Genomic DNA, 18,533 nt, shown 5'->3' with positions numbered 1-18,533 from the left:
CATATTGAGGGGAACCGCATAGCTCGGGCGCTCCGGCGTCGCGAGAATGCAACACTGTGGCGGGCCGATACCACCTGCAGTCATTCTCCTGACGCGGCGCACCATTTTGTTGACAGAAACTTGGGTGAGTGCTTACTCACGACGCTATGAGCACACTTCGAATGACCCATGACCTCAGGCGCGAGCTGATCCTCAGCGCGGCGAAGCGATGCTTTGCGCGCAATGGATTTGCCGGCACCACGACCAAAAGCGTGGCGGCTGCGGCGTCGATTTCGGAAGGCCTGCTGTTCAAGCACTTCCCGACCAAGTCGGCGCTCTATGCCGAGATCCTGGCGGAGGAATGCGAAGCCGACCCCGGACTGAACAAGCTGCTCGGTCTGCCGCCGTCGACCGAGACGCTGGTGATTCTGATTCGCGGCATGGTCGGGCACTTCCTCGACATTCCGCGCGATCCCGATCCCGATCATGAAGAGGCGCAGCGCCTGCGGTTGATGGTGATCAGCCAGTTGCAGGATGGCGAATTCGCCCGGCTGCTGTTCGACAAGATCGGCGAACTGATTGGCCCGACCTTTATGGCGTCGCTGGAGCACGCTGTCGGGACGGGTGATGCGGTCCGCATCGGAAAAGAGCCGATGGGTCTTTTCTGGTTCGCGCACCACACCGCGATGATGGCGGCATTATCGCGCCTTCCCTCAGTTCCCTGTTTGCCTTATGCCAGCACCGCCGATAACGAGCGGCAACTTTGCGAATTTATTCTCCGCGGAATCGGACTGAAAGACACGGCGATCGCGACATATATCGATCGCGAGCTTCCGCCGGACCTGATGCCAGCGACTACGACAGAAAGCGCATGACATGACACTCACGACCGAACCCAACAGCACTACGGCGCCGCGTGCGACTGTCGAGAAGCCCCGTCCGCGTCCGCGGATGGTACGTTGGTTCATCATCGTCGGCATTCTGCTGGCGATCCTGGTGGGCGGCCTCGTGGGCTTCAACGCGTTCCGCGCCCACATGATCAAGCAGTTCTTCGCCACCATGAAGCCGCCGCCGACTGCGGTGAGCATCGCCGAGACGAAGTCCGAAGTGGTGCCCAACCTGATCAGCGCCGTCGGCGATCTCGCCGCCGTGCATCAGGTCAACGTCACCTCCGACGTCAATGGCCGCATCACCGACATCATGTTCACGGCAGGCGCGACGGTGAAGACCGGCCAGCCGCTGTTGCAATTGTTCGACGGTCCGGAGCAGGGCGATCTCGCCAGCTTCAAGGCGCAGGCCACCGTGGCGCAGCTCAATCTCGATCGCGCCAAGCAGCTGGCGTCCCGCCAGTTCGGTCCGCAGGCAACGGTCGATACCGCGCAGGCGGCGTTCGACCAGGCGCAGGCTGGCATCGCCAAGACCGAAGCGGTGATCTCGCAGAAGCTGGTGCGCGCCCCGTTCGACGGCGTGCTCGGCGTGCGTCGTGTGGAAGTCGGCCAGTATCTGACTGCCGGTACGCAGATCGTGACGCTGACGGACCTCTCGGCCGTCTATGCCAACTTCACGGTGACGGAAAAGGATTCCGGCAAGCTGCAGGTCGGGCAGGTCGTGCGCATCAAGGTGGACGCCTATCCGGGCCGGACCTTCGAAGGCAAGCTGACCACGATCGAGCCGCAGATCAGCGCGGACACCCGCAACATCCGCGTGCAGGCGACGATCCAGAATCCCGAGGGCATCCTGAAGCCGGGCATGTTTGCGACCACGACTGTCGTGCTGCCGGACAAGCCAGCGGTGATCACCGTGCCGGAAACCGCGGTTGACTACACACTGTACGGTGACTCGGTCTATCTGATCACCGAGAAGAAGACCGACGACGGCAAGACTGAACTCACGGCGGTCCGCACCTTCGTACGCACCGGCGATCGTCTCGATGGTCGCGCGGTGATCACGCAAGGTGTGAAGGCCGGCGATCGGGTCGTCGCCGTCGGGCAGCTCAAGCTGCAGTCCGGCGCGCTGGTGTCGATCTCGACCGATCCGCTGCCGAAGATCCCGGCGCAGCCGCCGCTGAACTAAGACCCGATGGACGGGCCGCGCGATGCGCGGTCCGTCCCGGTTCATCTGGATGAATTTTCTCGCATTGTCGCTCGGCCTGTGATGGCCAGCTGACGATGCCGATGACGGAGCCGCCGCAATGGTGTTCACGGATATCTTTATCAAGCGCCCGGTGCTGGCGCTGGTCGTCAGCCTGCTGATCCTGTTGATCGGCTTCAAGGCGGCGACCAGCCTGCCGATCCGTCAGTATCCGAAGCTGTCGAACACCGTGATCACCGTCACCACGGTGTATCCCGGCGCATCGCCGGACCTGATGCAGGGCTTCATCACCACGCCGCTGGAGCAGGCCGTCGCCGCTGCCGAAGGCATCGACTACATGACCTCGGCCTCAACCCAGGGCCAGAGCCTGATCTCGGTCTACATCAAGCTCAATGTCGATCCGAACGCCGCGCTCACCGAAGTGCTGTCGAAGGTCAATTCGGTCAAATACCTGATCCCGCGTGAAGCCAACGACCCGGTCATCCTGAAGTCGACGGGGTCGACCACCGCGGTGATGTATCTCGGCTTCTCCAGCGACGAACTGTCCGGGTCGGCGATCTCCGACTATCTGACGCGCGCCGTGCAGCCGATCCTGTCCACGGTGGACGGCGTGGCCAATGCCGAAATCCTCGGCGGCCAGACCTTCGCCATGCGGCTGTGGCTCGATCCACTGCGCATGCAGGGCCGCGGTGTGTCGCCGGATGACGTGGCTGCGGCGATCCGCGCCAACAACTTCCAGGCCGCCGCAGGCCAGACCAAGGGCTATTATATCGTCTCCAACGTCACCGCGAATACCGATCTGCAGAATGTCGAGCAATTCAAGCGGATGACGGTGAAGGCCAAGGATGGTGGTTTCGTCCGGATGGAGGACATCGCCACGGTCGAACTGGCGGCACAAAGCACAGATGCCAGTGTGGCGTTCAGCGGCGAGCGTGCGATCTTCATCGGCGTGCAGGCGACCCCACAAGGTAATCCGCTCAACATCGTGAAGGGTGTGCGGGCGCTATTCCCGGAACTCGAACGCAACCTGCCGCCATCGCTGAAGATGAAGGTGGCTTATGATTCCACCGCCTTCATTACCTCGTCGATCAACGAGGTCCAGAGCACGCTGATCGAAGCAGTCGGTATCGTCATCGTGGTGATCTTCCTGTTCCTTGCTTCGTTCCGCTCGGTGATCATCCCTGTGGTGACGATCCCGCTGTCGTTGGTCGGCGTCTGCAGCCTGATGCTGATGATGGGCTTCAGCATCAATCTGTTGACGCTGCTGGCGATGGTGCTCGCCATTGGCCTCGTGGTCGACGATGCCATCGTGGTGGTGGAGAACATCCATCGCCATCTGGAGGAGGGAAAGTCGCCGGTTCAGGCATCGCTTGAAGGCGCACGCGAAATTGTTGGCCCCGTCATCTCCATGACGATCACGCTGGCCGCGGTCTATGCGCCGATCGGCTTCATCGGCGGCCTGACAGGCGCGCTGTTCCGCGAATTCGCGTTCACGCTGGCCGGCTCGGTGATCGTGTCCGGCGTCATCGCGCTGACGCTGTCGCCGATGATGTGCTCGATCCTGCTGAAGCAGGAAGAGCCGGGCTGGTTCGCCAAGAAGGTCGACAAGGTGTTCGGCGCCACCACGCGCTGGTATGGCCGTCAGCTCGATCGGTCGCTCGACTATCGTCCGATCACCGCCATGTTCGCCGTCGTGATCCTCGGTCTCGTCGGCTTCATGTATATGAACACGTCAAAGGAACTGGCTCCTGAGGAAGATCAGGGCATTCTGTTCGCGGTGACCAAGGCGCCGAAATACGCCAATATCGACTACGCTGATTTCTACGGCGACCGGATGGACGAGGCGTTCAAGAAGTTCCCGGAAACGGATCTGCGCTTCATCATCAATGGTACCAACGGTCCAAACAACGGCATTGCCGGCATGCTGCTCAAGCCATGGGATGAACGCAAGCGCTCGTCGACGCAGTTGAAGCCGCTGGTGCAGGCCGAACTCAGCAAGATCGAGGGCGTCAACGCTTTCGCCTTCAACCTGCCGGCATTGCCGGGCGGTCCTGGTGGTCTGCCAATCCAGATGGTGATCTACTCGACCAACGGCTTCCAGTCGGTCTATGAGGAAATGGTCAAGCTGAAGGATACCGCGCGCAAGAGCGGTCTGTTCATCGTGAGCGACAGCGATCTCGATTTCAACCAGCCGGTGGTTCGCGTCTCCGTCGACCGATCCAAGGCGAACGATCTCGGCATCACCATGGCGAGTATCGGCAACACACTGTCGACATTGCTCGGCGGCAACTACACCAATCGCTTCAATCTCGAGGGACGCTCCTATCAGGTGATCCCGCAGGTGCCACGCGCCATGCGACTCTCGCAGGATTCGCTGGCGAATTACTATGTGCCGACGGCCACGGGCCAGCAGGTGCCGCTGTCGACGCTGGTGAAGGTGGAAATGGGCACCAATCCAAACGCCCTGTCGCACTACAATCAGCTGAACTCGGCGACCTTCCAGGCCGTGCCGATGCCGGGCGTGACGGTTGGTCAGGCGGTCGAGTTCCTCGAAGGCGCGGCCAAGCAGTTGCCGGCGGGCTTCAACCACGATTATCTCGCTGATAGTCGGCAATATGTGCAGGAAGGCAACCAACTCGCGGTGGCTTTCGGTTTCGCGCTGATCATCATCTTCCTGGTGTTGGCGGCCCAGTTCGAAAGTCTGCGGGATCCGCTGGTGATCATGATCACGGTGCCGATGGCGATCCTGGGCGCGCTGATCCCGCTGTTCTTCGGTCTGGCGACGATCAACATCTACACGCAGGTGGGTCTGCTGACGCTGGTGGGTCTGATCTCGAAGCACGGCATCCTGATGGTGGAGTTCGCCAACGAGCTGCAGCTCAAGGAAGGTCTCGATCGTCGTTCCGCCATCGAGATGGCCGCCCGCGTGCGTCTGCGTCCGATCCTGATGACCACGGCTGCGATGGTCACCGGCCTGTTGCCGTTGCTCACCGCGGCGGGTGCAGGTGCAGCGAGCCGCTTCTCGATCGGCCTCGTCGTCGTCTCCGGCATGATGATCGGCACGCTGTTCACGCTGTTCGTGCTGCCCGCGGTTTACGTGGCCATCGCTACCGATCACCGCGCCAGCAAGGAAACCGAACGCGCCAAGCAGATCGCCGATTTCGATCTGGAGCATACGCGTACAGCGTGATCGCACGACGTGGCCTTGCGAAGCTGAGCTTGCGGGGCCACATGGTTTGAGGTTGGATGGCGGATCGCTCTATGCGGTCCGCCATTTGCCTATGGCGGGCTGCGACCCCCACAGGACCCGCCCATGATGCGTGATTTTCCGGCCGGCAATTATCGCTACATTCCCGCAGTGTTTCAGTATTCGAGCGGCGTTGCTGCCGATGCGGATTTCGAGATCGAGCGCGTTCGCTTCGACAAATGGGTTCCGCTAGCGGATGGCTTTGCGCGCATTGCCGACTACATTCTCGCGGCTGACCGTCCGCTGACATCGTTCTGCGCCTGTGAGTTGCGTTCTCCTGCTGTGGTCGATGAGGCTGGCTTCCGGAAGTTCAACGAGCACTATGTCAAGACGCTTGCTGAATGGGGCATCTTCGACGGCACGAACAATCCTGTCGCGCGCAGCAATGTGTGCCTCGAGATCGATCCGCCGAGTGAACCGTCGTTTTACGCGTTCTCGTTCACGCGGCCGTCGCTCGGTGCCAAGCCGACTTTCGTGATTGCGGGTGGCGCTGAAGCGCGCGGTGGACCTGGAACATATCCCGAGCGGATCACGCGCTATCGCGAGACCTCGCCGGACGCATTCCGGGAGAAAACGCGGATGACCATGAGCAATATGGAAGAACGCCTCGACGCCTTCGGCTTCTCGTGGAAGGACACCACCGCGACGCAGATCTACACGGTACAGGATTTCCATCCCGTGGTGGCCAATGAACTGGTCAAGCGCGGTGCGTCGCGGCAGGGCATGACCTGGCATTTTGCGCGGCCGCCGGTGGTCGATCTCGAATTCGAGATGGATACGCGGCGTGTGATACGTGAATTTGTGATCTGACCGTCAGGCCGCGCGCTGCCGCGCTCAGATTGCTTGGCGACCATGCGCAGGTCTTCGACGAAATGCGCATATTCGCGGGCTTTGGCATCCTCATCCAATACCGGCGCGAAAATTTGGGTTGCGATCCCGATTGACTCATCCGCGCCTCTTGGCGTTATATAGAACATAAAGTGAACAAAGTGCCCGACAACGGGTTCATTCAAAAACCTTTTCGGCAGTGATTTTTGAGGAGCGGCGCATGACCGACGTACGCACGAACACGCTTGCGCGTCTGCGCGGCGGCATCGAACGGATCGAAGCGCATGCGGATACCGCTCGCCTCGATCGCGTGGCGCTTGGTCATGCCGAGGCTGACGCCACGCTGCAAGGCGGGCTCGTGCGCGGCACGCTGCACGAAGTGTTCGCCCTGGAGACCCGGCAGGTCGGCGCGGCCACGGGCTTTGTCGCCGGCATTGCCCAGCGCCTGACGGCGGGACGTCCGCTGCTCTGGATCCGGCAGGATTTTGTCGCGCGCGAGGCCGGCGCGTTAGCGATGTCTGGTCTGGCCGAACTCGGTCTCGATCCGCGCCGCATCGTGCTGGTGCAGGCGGCGGATGCCGAGATGGCGCTGCGTGTCGGAGCCGATGCGCTGGCCTGCGATGCGCTCGGCGCCGTCGTGCTCGATCTGTGGGGCGAGGTGCGCCAGTTCGATCTCGTCGCCAGCCGCAAATATACGCTCGCCGCACAAACCTCCGGCGTGAGCTGCGTGATGCTGCGCACCTCGGCCCTGCCAGCAATAAGCACCGCCGAGACGCGCTGGGTGGTGCAGGCCGCGCGCTCGCCACCGTCAGCACCATGGGAAGCCTGGGGAGCGCCGATCCTCGACACGCAGCTTATTCGCAATCGCCATGGCCAGACCGGCCGATGGATCATGGAATGGAAATGTGATGAGTGCCTTTTCCGTGAAACGGCGCATTCTCAGCCTGTGGCTGCCGCGCCTGCCGACCGACCGCATCAAGCGCCAGCGCTCCTGGAGCTTCGAGGCACGCGCCGTGGGCAACGCTCTGCATGATACGAAGCCGTTGATTATCGCCGCCAAGGAGAGCAATGCCTGGCAGATCACCGCGCTGAACGATGCTGCGGCAAAGCTTGGCCTTGAGATCGGCCTGCCGCTCGCCAATGCCCGCGCTGTTTGTCCCGATATCGATGTCTGCGATGCCGATCCCGTCGCGGATGCCGAACTCCTGAACGCCATTGCCGACTGGTGCGACCGTTTCACGCCGCTGGTTGCGCTCGATCCGCCGCACGGCCTGTTCCTCGACATCACCGGCTGCGCGCATCTCTTTGGCGGCGAGGCGACGTTGATGAAGCAGCTCTGCGCGACGCTGCACCGGCAAGGTTTCATCGTCAGCGCAGCGATCGCCGGCACCTCAATCTGCGCCCGCACGCTGAGCCGCTATGCCCATGGCCGGATTGTCGCGGCCGGTGATGAATCCAAAGCAGTGATGCCGCTGCCGCTTTATGCGCTCGGTGCAGATGATGCGATCATACGCGGATTGCGGCGTGCAGGTTTGAGAACCATCGGCGATGTCGCAGGTCGTGGGCGCCATGAAATCACAGCGCGGTTTGGCACGGCGTTCACGGCATTGCTCGAACAGGCGCTGGGGCAGGGCGATAACCCGATTAGCCCACGAAAACCGTTGCCGGATTACATTGTCGAGAAACGGTTTCCCGAGCCGGTGGCGACCGATGCCGTCATTGCCTCAACACTGAATGCGCTGGCCCGCATGCTGATCGCTGCAATGGAGAAACAAGGCAAAGGTGCCCGCCACCTGGAAGCATCCTTCTTCCGCACCGACGGCGTCGTGCGCGTGATCGCCGCGCAGACCGGGCAGGCGGTGAACCGGAGCGAGGTCATCGATCGCCTGTTCCGCGAACGTCTCGATGCTATCGCCGACCCGCTCGATCCCGGCTTCGGCTTCGACATGATCCGGCTGTCGGCAAGCCATACCGAGATCGTGGTGCAGCAGCAGAGTGATCTGGACACCAATATCCACGCCAACGACGAACTACTTGCTCTGGTCGATCGCATCGCCGCCCGCATTGGCATGCGGCGTGTGCTGATCTATCTGCCGGTCGACAGTCATCTTCCAGAACGTGCTGTCATGGCACTGCCTGCGCAGCATCATCTCGCGGCAGCGATGCAGGCCGCATGGCCGGCACGCGAGGACGACACGCCGCTCAGGCCGTTGCGGATGTTCGAACAGCCTGAACAGATCAAAGTGGATCATGCCGAAGTGCCGGACAAGCCGCCAAAGTCTTTCACTTGGCGGCGGATGGAGCACGTCGTGCTGCGTGCCGAAGGGCCGGAACGCATCGCTATGGAATGGTGGCGCGCGCAGGAGCAGCAGCCGACGCGCGATTATTTTCGTGTCGAAGACAAGCAGGGACAACGGTTCTGGATCTATCGTGATGGTTTGTACGGCGAGATCAGAGACAAAGAGAACGAGTTGATAGAGCCAAAATGGTTTGTCCATGGGGTGTTCGCATGAACAAGCGTACGGCCAAATTATCGGCGCCGGCCTATGCCGAGATCGGCGTCACCACCAATTTCTCTTTCCTGCATGGCGGTTCGCATCCGCAGAACTATGTGCATCAGGCGAGCAAGATCGGTCTGTCCATTATCGGCATTGCCGATCACAACACGCTGGCCGGTGTGGTGCGTGCCTATAAAGAGCTGGGAAATAAAAAAGAGGTCCCGCACCCTCCACGTCTGTTGGTCGGGGCGCGTCTCGTCTTCATCGATGGTACGCCCGATATTATCGTCTACCCTCGGGATCGGGAGGCCTATGGCCGGCTTTGCCAATTGCTCAGCCGTGGGAAACTCAAGGCCGATAAAGGCGACTGCCATCTCATTCTTGCCGATCTCATCGCTTTTTCTGAAGGTCAACTATGCATTGTTTCCCCATCGCATCGTTTCGATAAGGTCACGACACTCAAAACGCTGGATCGTTTGACCAGAGCGTGTCCCGACAATGTGTGGCTAGCCGCAAGCTTCGTGCATCGTGGCGACGACAAGCGGCGTCTGGCGCGGCTCGAACGTATCGCGGGCACCGCCCGCGTACCGCTGCTCGCGACCAACGACGTATTGTATCACGATGACAGCCAACGGTCGTTGCAGCATGTTCTGACTTGTATTCGTGAGAAGATGACGATCGACAAGGTCGGTCGCCGGCTGGAAGCTAATGCCGAACGTCATCTCAAATCGGCATCAGAAATGGCAAGGCTGTTTCACGATTATCCGGACGCGATTGACGAGACGATCCGTTTTTCCGATCACGTCACCTTTACGCTCGATCAGCTGAAATATCAGTATCCCGATGAGCCGGTGCCGCCAGGAAAAACGGCGCAGCGTCATCTGGAAGACCTGACCTGGGCTGGCGCACACCGGTCTTTCCCGATCAGGATCTCGCCGAAGACGAAAAAAGCCCTGCACAAGGAGTTGCGCCTGATTAGGAAGCTGAAATACGCGCATTACTTCCTGACCGTGCATGACATCGTGCATTGGGCAAAGACTCAGAAAATCTTATGCCAGGGACGTGGGTCTGCCGCCAATTCCGCCGTCTGTTATGTGCTGGGCGTCACCTCGGTAAACCCAACGGAAGTCGATCTTCTGTTCGAGCGCTTCATCTCCAAGGAACGTCTGGAGCCACCGGATATCGACGTCGATTTCGAACACGTCCGGCGCGAGGAGGTGATGCAATATGTTTATCGCCGCTATGGCCGGCATCGCGCGGCAATCATCGCCACCGTTATTCATTACCGACCGCGCTCGGCGATCCGTGACGTCGGAAAGGCGCTCGGACTGACCGAGGACGTGACCTCGGCGCTGGCCGACACCGTGTGGGGGAGTTGGGGCAAGGGCCTCAACGAGATGCAGGTGAAGCAGGCGGGGCTCGATCCATCCAATCCGACGATCCTGCAGGCCGTCGCGCTTGCGACGCAACTGATCGAATTTCCCCGCCACCTGTCGCAACATGTCGGCGGCTATGTGCTGACGCAGGACCGGCTGGATACGTATGTGCCAATCGGTAATGCCGCGATGGACGACCGTACCTTCATCGAATGGGACAAGGACGATGTCGATACCATGAAGATGATGAAGGTCGATGTGCTCGCGCTGGGCATGCTGACCTGCATCCGTCGCTGCTTCGAATTGATTTTTCAGCACAAGGGGCTGCGTTACGAACTGAAGGACATCAAGGCGGAGAACAAGGACTCTTCGCCCGTGTTTGCGATGCTCCAGCGCGGCGAATCTCTAGGGGTATTTCAGGTCGAGAGCCGCGCTCAGATGAACATGCTGCCTCGGCTGAAGCCGAAGACGTTCTACGATCTCGTCATTGAGGTTGCGATCGTGCGGCCAGGTCCGATCCAGGGTGACATGGTGCATCCCTATTTGAAGCGCCGGCAGATGGACCCGAGCAAGATCGTCTATCCGTATCCGAAAGGGGGCAACAAGAACGAGCTGCGCGATGTTCTGCACAAGACGCTTGGCGTGCCGCTGTTTCAGGAACAGGCGATGCGGATCGCCATCGAGGCGGCGGAATTTACTTCAGAAGAAGCTAATGGATTGCGTCGCGCCATGGCGACGTTTCGCAATATGGGCACCATCGGTACCTTTGAAGAGAAGATGGTCGGCAACATGAAACGACGTGGTTACGATCCGGTCTTTTCCCAAAATTGCTTCGAGCAGATCAAGGGTTTTGGCAGCTACGGCTTTCCGGAAAGCCATGCCGCCGCCTTCGCGCAGCTTGTCTATGTCTCCTCGTGGCTGAAACACTATCATCCCGACGTCTTCTGCTGTGGTCTCCTGAACTCGCAGCCGATGGGCTTCTACGCGCCGTCGCAGATCGTGCAGGACGCGCAGAAGAACGATGTCGAGGTGCTGCCCATCGACGTCTCATACAGCCATTCGCAGAATACGCTCGACGACATCGGCGGCAAATATCGCGCCGTCCGTCTTGGCTTCCGCCAGATCGACGGTTTCAAATGGACTGATGCTGACGAGGAAAGGCTGAGACTAAGCAAAGAGAAGCCGAAGCCCCCGCCAGAGGATTGGGGCGCGTGCATCGTCGCCGCACGGGAGCGTCGGCCTTTCACTTCGCTGGAAGATTTTGCCCGCGATACCGCATTGCCGAAGCGCGCGCTGATCATGCTGGCTGATGCCGATGCGTTTCGTTCGATTGGTCTCGATCGACGTGCCGCACTATGGGCGGTGAGGCGATTACCCGATGATGTGCCGTTGCCGTTGTTCGAAGTTGCGACCGCGCGCGAGCAGCCGGACGAGAATGCGAAGCCCCTGCCTGAGATGCCATTGCCTGAACAAGTGGTTGCTGATTATCAAACCATCAGGCTGTCGCTGAAGGGCCATCCGATGGAATTTCTGCGCGCGAACCTTACGCGCGAGAAAGTGGTGACCTGCGCGAGCATTGTGGATGCGAATGACAGACGGCGCGTGCGTTGTGCCGGCGTCGTGCTGGTGCGGCAGCGGCCGGGCAGCGCCAAGGGCGTTGTCTTCATGACGCTGGAGGACGAGACCGGAATCGCCAATATCGTAGTATGGCCAAAGGTGATGGAGCAGTTCCGCAGGGAAGTCATGGGCTCCAGGCTCATTCTGGTCGAGGGTACGATCCAGAGCAGCCCGGACAAGGTCGTGCATCTGGTTGCCGAACGACTAGTTGACCGTTCGGACGATCTGAAACATCTCGCCAATGATGCGCTCGGTGGGTCGCAGCAAATGCTGTCAGGCCCAGAGCCGATCAATGACGATCGTCGCGAGCATCCCGCCAGTCCCGCGCAACGCATTCGCCATCCGCGCAATGTCCGGATCCTGCCGCGTTCGCGGGATTTCCATTAAGCGTCGTTCAGCTACCATTCAGCCGTTCTTACCTATTCAGGTGATGCACCGACTGGCGGTCCGCCGGGTGGCCGGTGCAGGAAAGTAATAGTGGCATAGGCGCCGATCCATGAACCGACGGCGGCGAAACCCACATACATCCAGTTTTCGGTATAGCTGATGACGGCATAGGACGAGAGTACATACCAGACGCTGCTCCAGGTGGCCGCAGGTACGCGCCGACGGGCCACCACCGCAGAGGTGAACATCACATAGACCGCGTCGGTGGCAGCCGTGGCCAGCACCACGGCGCCGGCAGTCAATGGATCGATGGTGGCCATGGTCTCTCCTCCATGCTTGTGCAAAATGATGCGATGACGGATGTGGTCACCTGGAAGCGTGAGCTGAATCGGTGGCGTGGGAAAGGGGGAGGACGTTGATGCACGGCATTCGTGAACTGCTCGCCGACCTCTGGAGGCAGGCTGGCGGTGATATTGCGGCGCTCCAGCGTGTCGCGCTGACCGGCAATGAGCCGCAATTGCCGTCGTCATTCCATGTCGGTGCAGCCGCTCAGGTCAGTATCGCTGCAGCCGGAATGGCGGCTGCCGAAATCTGGCGGTTACGCAGCGGGCAGACGCAGACTGTCTCTGTCGACATGCGCCACGCCATCGTCGAATGCCGCAGCGAGCGCTATCTGCGCTGCGACGGCAATCCGCCGCCGCCCGCCTGGGATGCGATCGCCGGCGTCTACAAGACCGGTGACGGCAAGTTCGTGCGGCTGCATACCAATTTTCTGCATCATCGCGACGCTGTCTGCCAGGTGCTGTCATGCACGCCGACGCGTGAGGCGGTGCAGGCGGCGTTGATGCACTGGAACGGCGAGGCCTTCGAGACCGGAGCCTATGCGGCCGGCGGCGTGGTCGCGCTGATGCGATCCCATGACGAATGGATGGCGCTGCCGCAGGCCACAGCCGTTGCTGAACTGCCGCTCGTTGAGATCACCCGGATCGGTGACGCCGAACCGAAGCTGTGGCCGATCGGCGCCCGGCCCCTTGCCGGTCTGCGCGTACTCGATCTCTCACGCGTCATCGCCGGTCCCGTCGCTGGTCGTACGCTTGCGGCCCATGGCGCGGATGTCATGCTGGTCTCCAGTCCCGATCTGCCGGCGATCCCGTGGCTCACCATCGATACCGGCCGCGGCAAGTTCTCGAGCTTCGTGGATCTCCAGAGCGAGCAAGGGCGCGACACCCTGCGAGGATTGCTCGCGCAGGCGGATATCTTCTCGCAGGGCTACCGCCCGCAATCGCTCGCGGCGCTCGGCTTCTCGCCGGAGGATGCGGCCCGTGTCAGTCCCGGTATCGTCTATGTCTCGCTCTCCGCTTACGGCCGCTCCGGGCCCTGGGCGGAACGTCGTGGTTTCGATTCACTGGTGCAATGCGCCACCGGCTTCAACCATGCCGAAGGCCAGGCGGCGGGTGTCGACGGGCCGAAGGAATTGCCGGCGCAGATGCTCGATCACGCCACCGGCTACTTAATGGCGTTCGGCGCCATGATCGCACGCGCACGTCAGGCGCGTGAAGGCGGCAGCTGGCACGTGCAGGTCTCTCTTGCCCGCACCGGTCAATGGCTGTGGGATATGGGAAGGATCGCGGAGGGTCTCGCGGTCAAAGACCTCAAGGGGGAGATGGTCAAAGCCTTTACCGAGGATATGCCATCCGGATTTGGCCAGTTGTCGGCGGTCCGTCATGCAGCCGTGTTATCGCGAACCCCGGCATCGTGGGCGCGTCCGGCCATGCCCCTAGGCAGCCATCCGGCGGTATGGCCGTCCGGCAATTGAAACCCATTCGCAGGATTTCAAAATTTTAACGAAGATTCGTAAGTGCACACGCGTTTTTAGATTGTCTGAACGCCCAGATGCGCACTATTAGCGCGTGAATGGGACAAATCGCCGCGGAATAAGTGCGTTTCCTACCAAGGACTGGACAGTGACGAATTTAGATCAACGATCTCAGCTGTTTAGCGGAAAGCGCCTGATCGCGGGCGGTTGCATTGCTGCCATGCTGGTTGCCGCAGGCATCGGCTACGTGCGGCTGTCCACCCCGTCGAAGGGGCATTCCGACGTTTCGAGCCAGTCGCGGAAGAACCCGCAGCGCTATGCGGCGTCGCCGTCGGAATGGGCGAGCCTGACCATCGAGCCGGTCACCGTGCGTGCCTTCCGCGCCGAACATGTCACCGAGGGCAAGATTGCCGTCGATGAGGACCGCTCGACCCCGATCTTCTCACCTTATGCCGGCCGCGTCACCAAGCTGCTCGCCAAACCAGGCGACCACGTCGAAAAGGGCCAGCCGCTCTTCGTCATCGAAGCGGCCGACACCGTTGGCGCGCAGAATGATTTCGTTGCAGCAACCACGGCGCTCAACAAGGCGAAGTCGCAATTCGACCTCGCGCAGATCCAGGACAAGCGCGCCCGCGACCTGTTCGAAGGCAAGGCTGTGCCGCTGAAAGACTATCAGCAGAGCCAGGCCACGCTGCTGCAGGCACAGAACGATCTGCGCACCGCCGACACGGCACTTGAAGCCGCACGCAATCGCCTGCGCATTCTTGGCCTCTCGGAAGACGCCATCACGGCGTTTCAGGAGAAGGGCCGCATCAATCCGGAAACGACGATCTACGCGCCGCTTGCAGGCACGGTGGTTCAGCGCAAGATCGGCCCCGGCCAGTACATCAGCGCCGGCGCTGCCGATCCAGTCTTCGTGATCGGCGATCTCTCATCAGTGTGGCTCACTGCCTTCGTGCGCGAGACCGAAGCTGCTGCCGTGCAGATCGGTCAGGAAATGAGCTTCACCGCACTGGCGCTGCCGGGCCGCGTGCTCACTGGCCGCATCAGCTATGTCGCGACTGCGCTCGATCCCGCTACGCGCCGTCTCTTGGTCCGCGCTACGCTGGACAACAGCAACGGTTTGCTGAAGCCCGAAATGTTCACCACCGTGACGATCTACGCGCCTGGCGACCAGCCGACGATCGGCGTGCCGAAAACGGCGCTGATCTATGAAGGCGATCAGGTCCGCGTCTGGGTCGCGCATGACGACAAGACCATCGAACTGCGCACGATCAAGACCGGTATGACCAATGGCAATCTCGTCGAGGTCCATGGCAACCTGAAAGCCGGCGAACGCATCGTCACCAAAGGCAGCCTGTTTATCGATCGCGCGGCCTCCGCCAGCTAACCCCCAGCTTCGGCTCTTCTGAAAGGTCCGATCTGGATGGATCGTCTTGTTGCTCTGGCCGTCGACCGTCGCTTCCTGATGGTAGCGATGTTCGCCGTCGTTCTGATCGGCGGCCTGTTTGCCTTCAACCAGCTAAATATCGAAGCCTATCCCGATCCGACCCCGCCGATGGTCGATATTGTGACGCAGAGCAACGGTCTCTCTGCCGAGGAAATCGAACGCTACATCACGATCCCGATCGAAGCGCAGGTCGCGGGCATCAAGAACCTCAAAACGATTCGCACCATCTCGCTCTACGGTCTCTCCGACGTCAAATTGCAGTTTTCGTTCGACTACACCTATGACGAAGCGTTGCAGCAGGTCCTGAACCGGTTGTCGCAGCTCGGGACCTTGCCGGGCAATGCACAGCCGACGATATCGCCGATCTCCGCGGTGGGTGAAATCTTCCGTTATCGTCTGGTGGGACCGCCGAACTACAGCGTACTCGATCTCAAGACCCTGCAGGACTGGGTGATGCAGCGCCGCTTTCGTGCGGTGCCTGGCGTCATCGACGTCATTGGTTGGGGTGGCAAGACCAAAACCTATGAAATCCAAGTCGACTTCAGCAAGCTCGTTGCCTATGGCTTGACGCTGCCACAACTGCTAACCGCCGTCGGCAATGCCAATATCAATGTCGGCGGCAACACCGTGAATATTGGCCCTCAATCGGCCGTGGTTCGCGGTGTTGGCCTCATTCGGTCGATCGATGACCTTTCCAATACGATGATCTCCCAGACCAACGGCAATCCGGTTCTGGTCAAGGACGTCGCCACGGTGTCGGTCGGCGAGAAGCCGCGCCTCGGCATTGCCGGTCTCAATCAGGAGGACGATATCGTCCAGGGCATCGTGCTGATGCGCCGCGGCGAGAAGAGTTCGCCGACCATCGCGCGTGTCGAACAATTGGTGCAGCAGATCAATCGCGGAGGCATCCTGCCGCCCGGTGTGCGGATCGAACGCATCTATGACCGCAAGGACCTGATCGACACCACCACGCATACGGTGCTGCACAACATGGTCGTCGGCATCCTGCTGATCGTACTGCTGCAGTGGATGTTCCTCGGCAACCTGCGCAGCGCGCTGATCGTCGGCGCCACCATTCCATTCGCTTTGTTTTTCGCTGTCATCATTCTGGTGCTACGCGGCGAATCCGCCAACCTTCTATCGGTAGGCGCCATCGATTTCGGCCTGATCGTGGATGGCACCGTCATCATGGTGGAGGCCATCTTCAGACGGCTGACCCAGACAACGGAGCTTTCCGAAGCGGAGCGTAGCCACATCTCGCCCGAGACCATCATGGGCATGAAGAAGCATGGCATCCTCAGCGCATCCGCTGACGTGTCGCGCTCGATCTTCTTTGCCGCCGCTATCATCATCGCCGCGTTCCTGCCGCTGTTCACGCTGTCTGGCGTCGAGGGCAATATCTTTGGACCGATGGCGCGGACCTATGCTTATGCGCTGGCCGGTGGCCTGATAGCGACATTCACTGTTACGCCTGCGCTGAGCGCGATCATTCTGCCAGCGCATGTCCACGAGACCGAAACCTGGATCATGCGCCAGCTGCATCGCCTCTATATGCCGGTGCTGCACTGGGCGGTCGCCAGCCGAAAGATCGTACTGGGCATCGCGATCGGTCTCGTCGTGGTGACTTTCTTCATGGCGCGTTTCCTCGGCCTGGAATTTCTGCCGAAGCTGGAAGAGGGCAATCTCTGGATACGCGCCACGCTGCCGCCGACGATCTCGCTGCAGGAGGGCAATACTTACGTCAATGAGATGCGCAGGCTGATCCGCCAGCAGCCCGAGGTAGAATCCGTCGTCTCGCAGCACGGCCGTCCCGATGACGGCACCGACGCGGCTGGCTTGTTCAACGCGGAATTCTTCGCCCCGCTGAAGCCTGCCTCCGAATGGCCGGCGCCGCAGGACAAGGATGCGCTGACGGCGCGCCTGCTCAAGGAACTGCAGACGAAATTTCCCGGCGTCGAGTTCAATTTCTCGCAATATCTGCAGGACAACGTCTCCGAAGCGGTCTCTGGCGTGAAGGGCGAGAACTCGATCAAGCTCTACGGCAACGATCTGGATGCACTCACCAAGACCGCTAACGAGATCAAGGCCGTACTGTCGACGGTGCAGGGCGTGACGGATCTCGCCGTGTTCACATCGTTGGGGCAGCCAACCATCCAGATCGACGTCGACCGCGCCAAGGCTGCGCGCTACGGATTGTCGCCCGGCGATATCAACGCCACCATCAAGGTCGCCATCGGCGGCGACTCCGCGGGCGATCTCTATGAGCCCGGCAGCGATCGGCATTTTCCGATCACGGTGCGGTTAGCGCCGGAATATCGCCGTAGCGCTGAGGCGATCCAGAATTTGCGCATCGGCGCACCCGGTCCGAACGGCACGATCGCGCAGATCCCGCTAAGTGAAGTGGCGTCGATCAATCTCGTCTCGGGTGCGGCCTATATCTATCGCGAGAACCAGGAGCGCTATTTGCCGATCAAGTTCTCGGTACGCGAACGTGATCTCGGCAGCGCCATTCAGGAAGCGCAGGACAAGGTCGCCGCGCTCGTTCAGCTGCCGCCGGGCTCGCGGACCGAATGGGTCGGCGAGTTTGGCAATCTTCAGGATGCTATCGCACGGCTTTCCATCGTGGTGCCGATCAGCCTCGCTCTGATCGGCGTGCTGCTCTGGTTCAACTTTGGCTCGATGGCCGACACACTCCTGGCCATGAGCGTGATCCCAATGGCGATCTTTGGCGGCGTGCTCGGTCTGCTGATCACGGGTATTCCGTTCAGCGTATCGGCGGCGATCGGCTTCATCGCGCTGTTCGGCATTGCTGTCATGGACGGCATCCTGATCCTGTCACAATACAATCAGCTGATCGATGAGGGCTATGAGCGCATCAAGGCTGTGATCCGGACCGGCGAGTTGCAACTGCGGCCGGTGCTCATGACCTGCATCGTAGCGGGCGTTGGCCTGCTGCCGGCGGCGCTGTCGGAGGGCATCGGGTCTCAGGTCCAGAAGCCGCTGGCGGTTGTCGTCGTCACCGGCATGATGCTGGCACCTCTGGTGATCCTGATTACCCTTCCGGTGCTGATCTCGTTCTTCTCGAGCCGGGCGCGTTAAACCAGCTTGCGACGGAAGCGGCTCGGGCTGTCCCTGAGGCAGCCCAATGGCCCATATCCAAAAAACCGGCCTCGGCATGGATCGAAACCGGCGCTTGCCCGTTGACCGGTTTCCCATCGGGCTATTCCACCCCCCGTGCGCGTTT

11 protein-coding genes are annotated in these 18,533 nt (G+C 60.9%); 10 read left to right on the top strand and 1 reads right to left on the bottom strand.

What is annotated here, in order from left to right; genetic code table 11:
- Positions 1–146: 146 nt before the first annotated feature.
- From A4A58_RS27015 to A4A58_RS26985, 7 genes are all read left to right on the top strand, one after another.
- Positions 147–854: a TetR/AcrR family transcriptional regulator gene (locus A4A58_RS27015; protein ID WP_068738093.1), complete on the top strand. Its 708-nt coding sequence runs from the start codon at positions 147–149 to the stop codon at positions 852–854.
- A gap of 1 nt (position 855) precedes the next feature.
- On the top strand, positions 856–2,052 hold the full coding sequence (locus A4A58_RS27010) for an efflux RND transporter periplasmic adaptor subunit (protein ID WP_068738091.1): 1,197 nt from the start codon (positions 856–858) through the stop codon (positions 2,050–2,052).
- Positions 2,053–2,170: 118 nt separating this feature from the next.
- Positions 2,171–5,260, top strand: coding sequence for a MexW/MexI family multidrug efflux RND transporter permease subunit (locus A4A58_RS27005; RefSeq protein WP_068738089.1), 3,090 nt, complete (start codon positions 2,171–2,173; stop codon positions 5,258–5,260).
- A gap of 123 nt (positions 5,261–5,383) precedes the next feature.
- Positions 5,384–6,127, top strand: coding sequence for a 2-amino-5-chloromuconate deaminase CnbZ (gene cnbZ / locus A4A58_RS27000; protein ID WP_068738087.1), 744 nt, complete (start codon positions 5,384–5,386; stop codon positions 6,125–6,127).
- Positions 6,128–6,365: 238 nt separating this feature from the next.
- Positions 6,366–7,178 (top strand): ImuA family protein, encoded by an 813-nt coding sequence (locus A4A58_RS26995; RefSeq protein ID WP_068738085.1) that lies wholly within the window; start codon positions 6,366–6,368, stop codon positions 7,176–7,178.
- Complete coding sequence (locus tag A4A58_RS26990) at positions 7,069–8,658, top strand: Y-family DNA polymerase (protein ID WP_349509593.1); 1,590 nt, start codon at positions 7,069–7,071, stop codon at positions 8,656–8,658. Before A4A58_RS26995 ends, A4A58_RS26990 begins: the two co-directional genes overlap by 110 nt.
- Complete coding sequence (locus A4A58_RS26985) at positions 8,655–12,023, top strand: error-prone DNA polymerase (RefSeq protein WP_068738083.1); 3,369 nt, start codon at positions 8,655–8,657, stop codon at positions 12,021–12,023. Before A4A58_RS26990 ends, A4A58_RS26985 begins: the two co-directional genes overlap by 4 nt.
- Before the next feature lie 32 nt (positions 12,024–12,055).
- On the opposite strand, the gene A4A58_RS26980 is transcribed toward A4A58_RS26985, so the two are convergent.
- Positions 12,056–12,343, bottom strand: coding sequence for a hypothetical protein (locus A4A58_RS26980; protein ID WP_068738081.1), 288 nt, complete (start codon positions 12,341–12,343; stop codon positions 12,056–12,058).
- A 98-nt stretch (positions 12,344–12,441) separates the two neighbouring features.
- Here A4A58_RS26980 and A4A58_RS26975 point away from each other — a divergent pair, with 98 nt between their 5' ends.
- The 3 genes from A4A58_RS26975 (at position 12,442) to A4A58_RS26965 (ending at position 18,388) form a co-directional block, all read left to right on the top strand.
- On the top strand, positions 12,442–13,839 hold the full coding sequence (locus tag A4A58_RS26975) for a CoA transferase (RefSeq protein ID WP_068738078.1): 1,398 nt from the start codon (positions 12,442–12,444) through the stop codon (positions 13,837–13,839).
- 220 nt (positions 13,840–14,059) lie between these two features.
- The gene (locus A4A58_RS26970) at positions 14,060–15,229 is read left to right on the top strand and encodes an efflux RND transporter periplasmic adaptor subunit (protein WP_081422094.1); all 1,170 of its coding nucleotides are present in this window, start codon (positions 14,060–14,062) and stop codon (positions 15,227–15,229) included.
- Between the two features lie 36 nt (positions 15,230–15,265).
- Entirely contained in the window at positions 15,266–18,388 is a 3,123-nt protein-coding gene (locus A4A58_RS26965; RefSeq protein ID WP_068738073.1) for an efflux RND transporter permease subunit, read from the top strand.
- The last annotated feature ends 145 nt before the right edge of the window (positions 18,389–18,533 follow it).

The organism is Tardiphaga robiniae (genome assembly GCF_001618955.1).
GTDB classification, from domain to species: domain Bacteria; phylum Pseudomonadota; class Alphaproteobacteria; order Rhizobiales; family Xanthobacteraceae; genus Tardiphaga; species Tardiphaga robiniae_A.
This window is presented reverse-complemented; position numbering and strand designations above follow the sequence as displayed.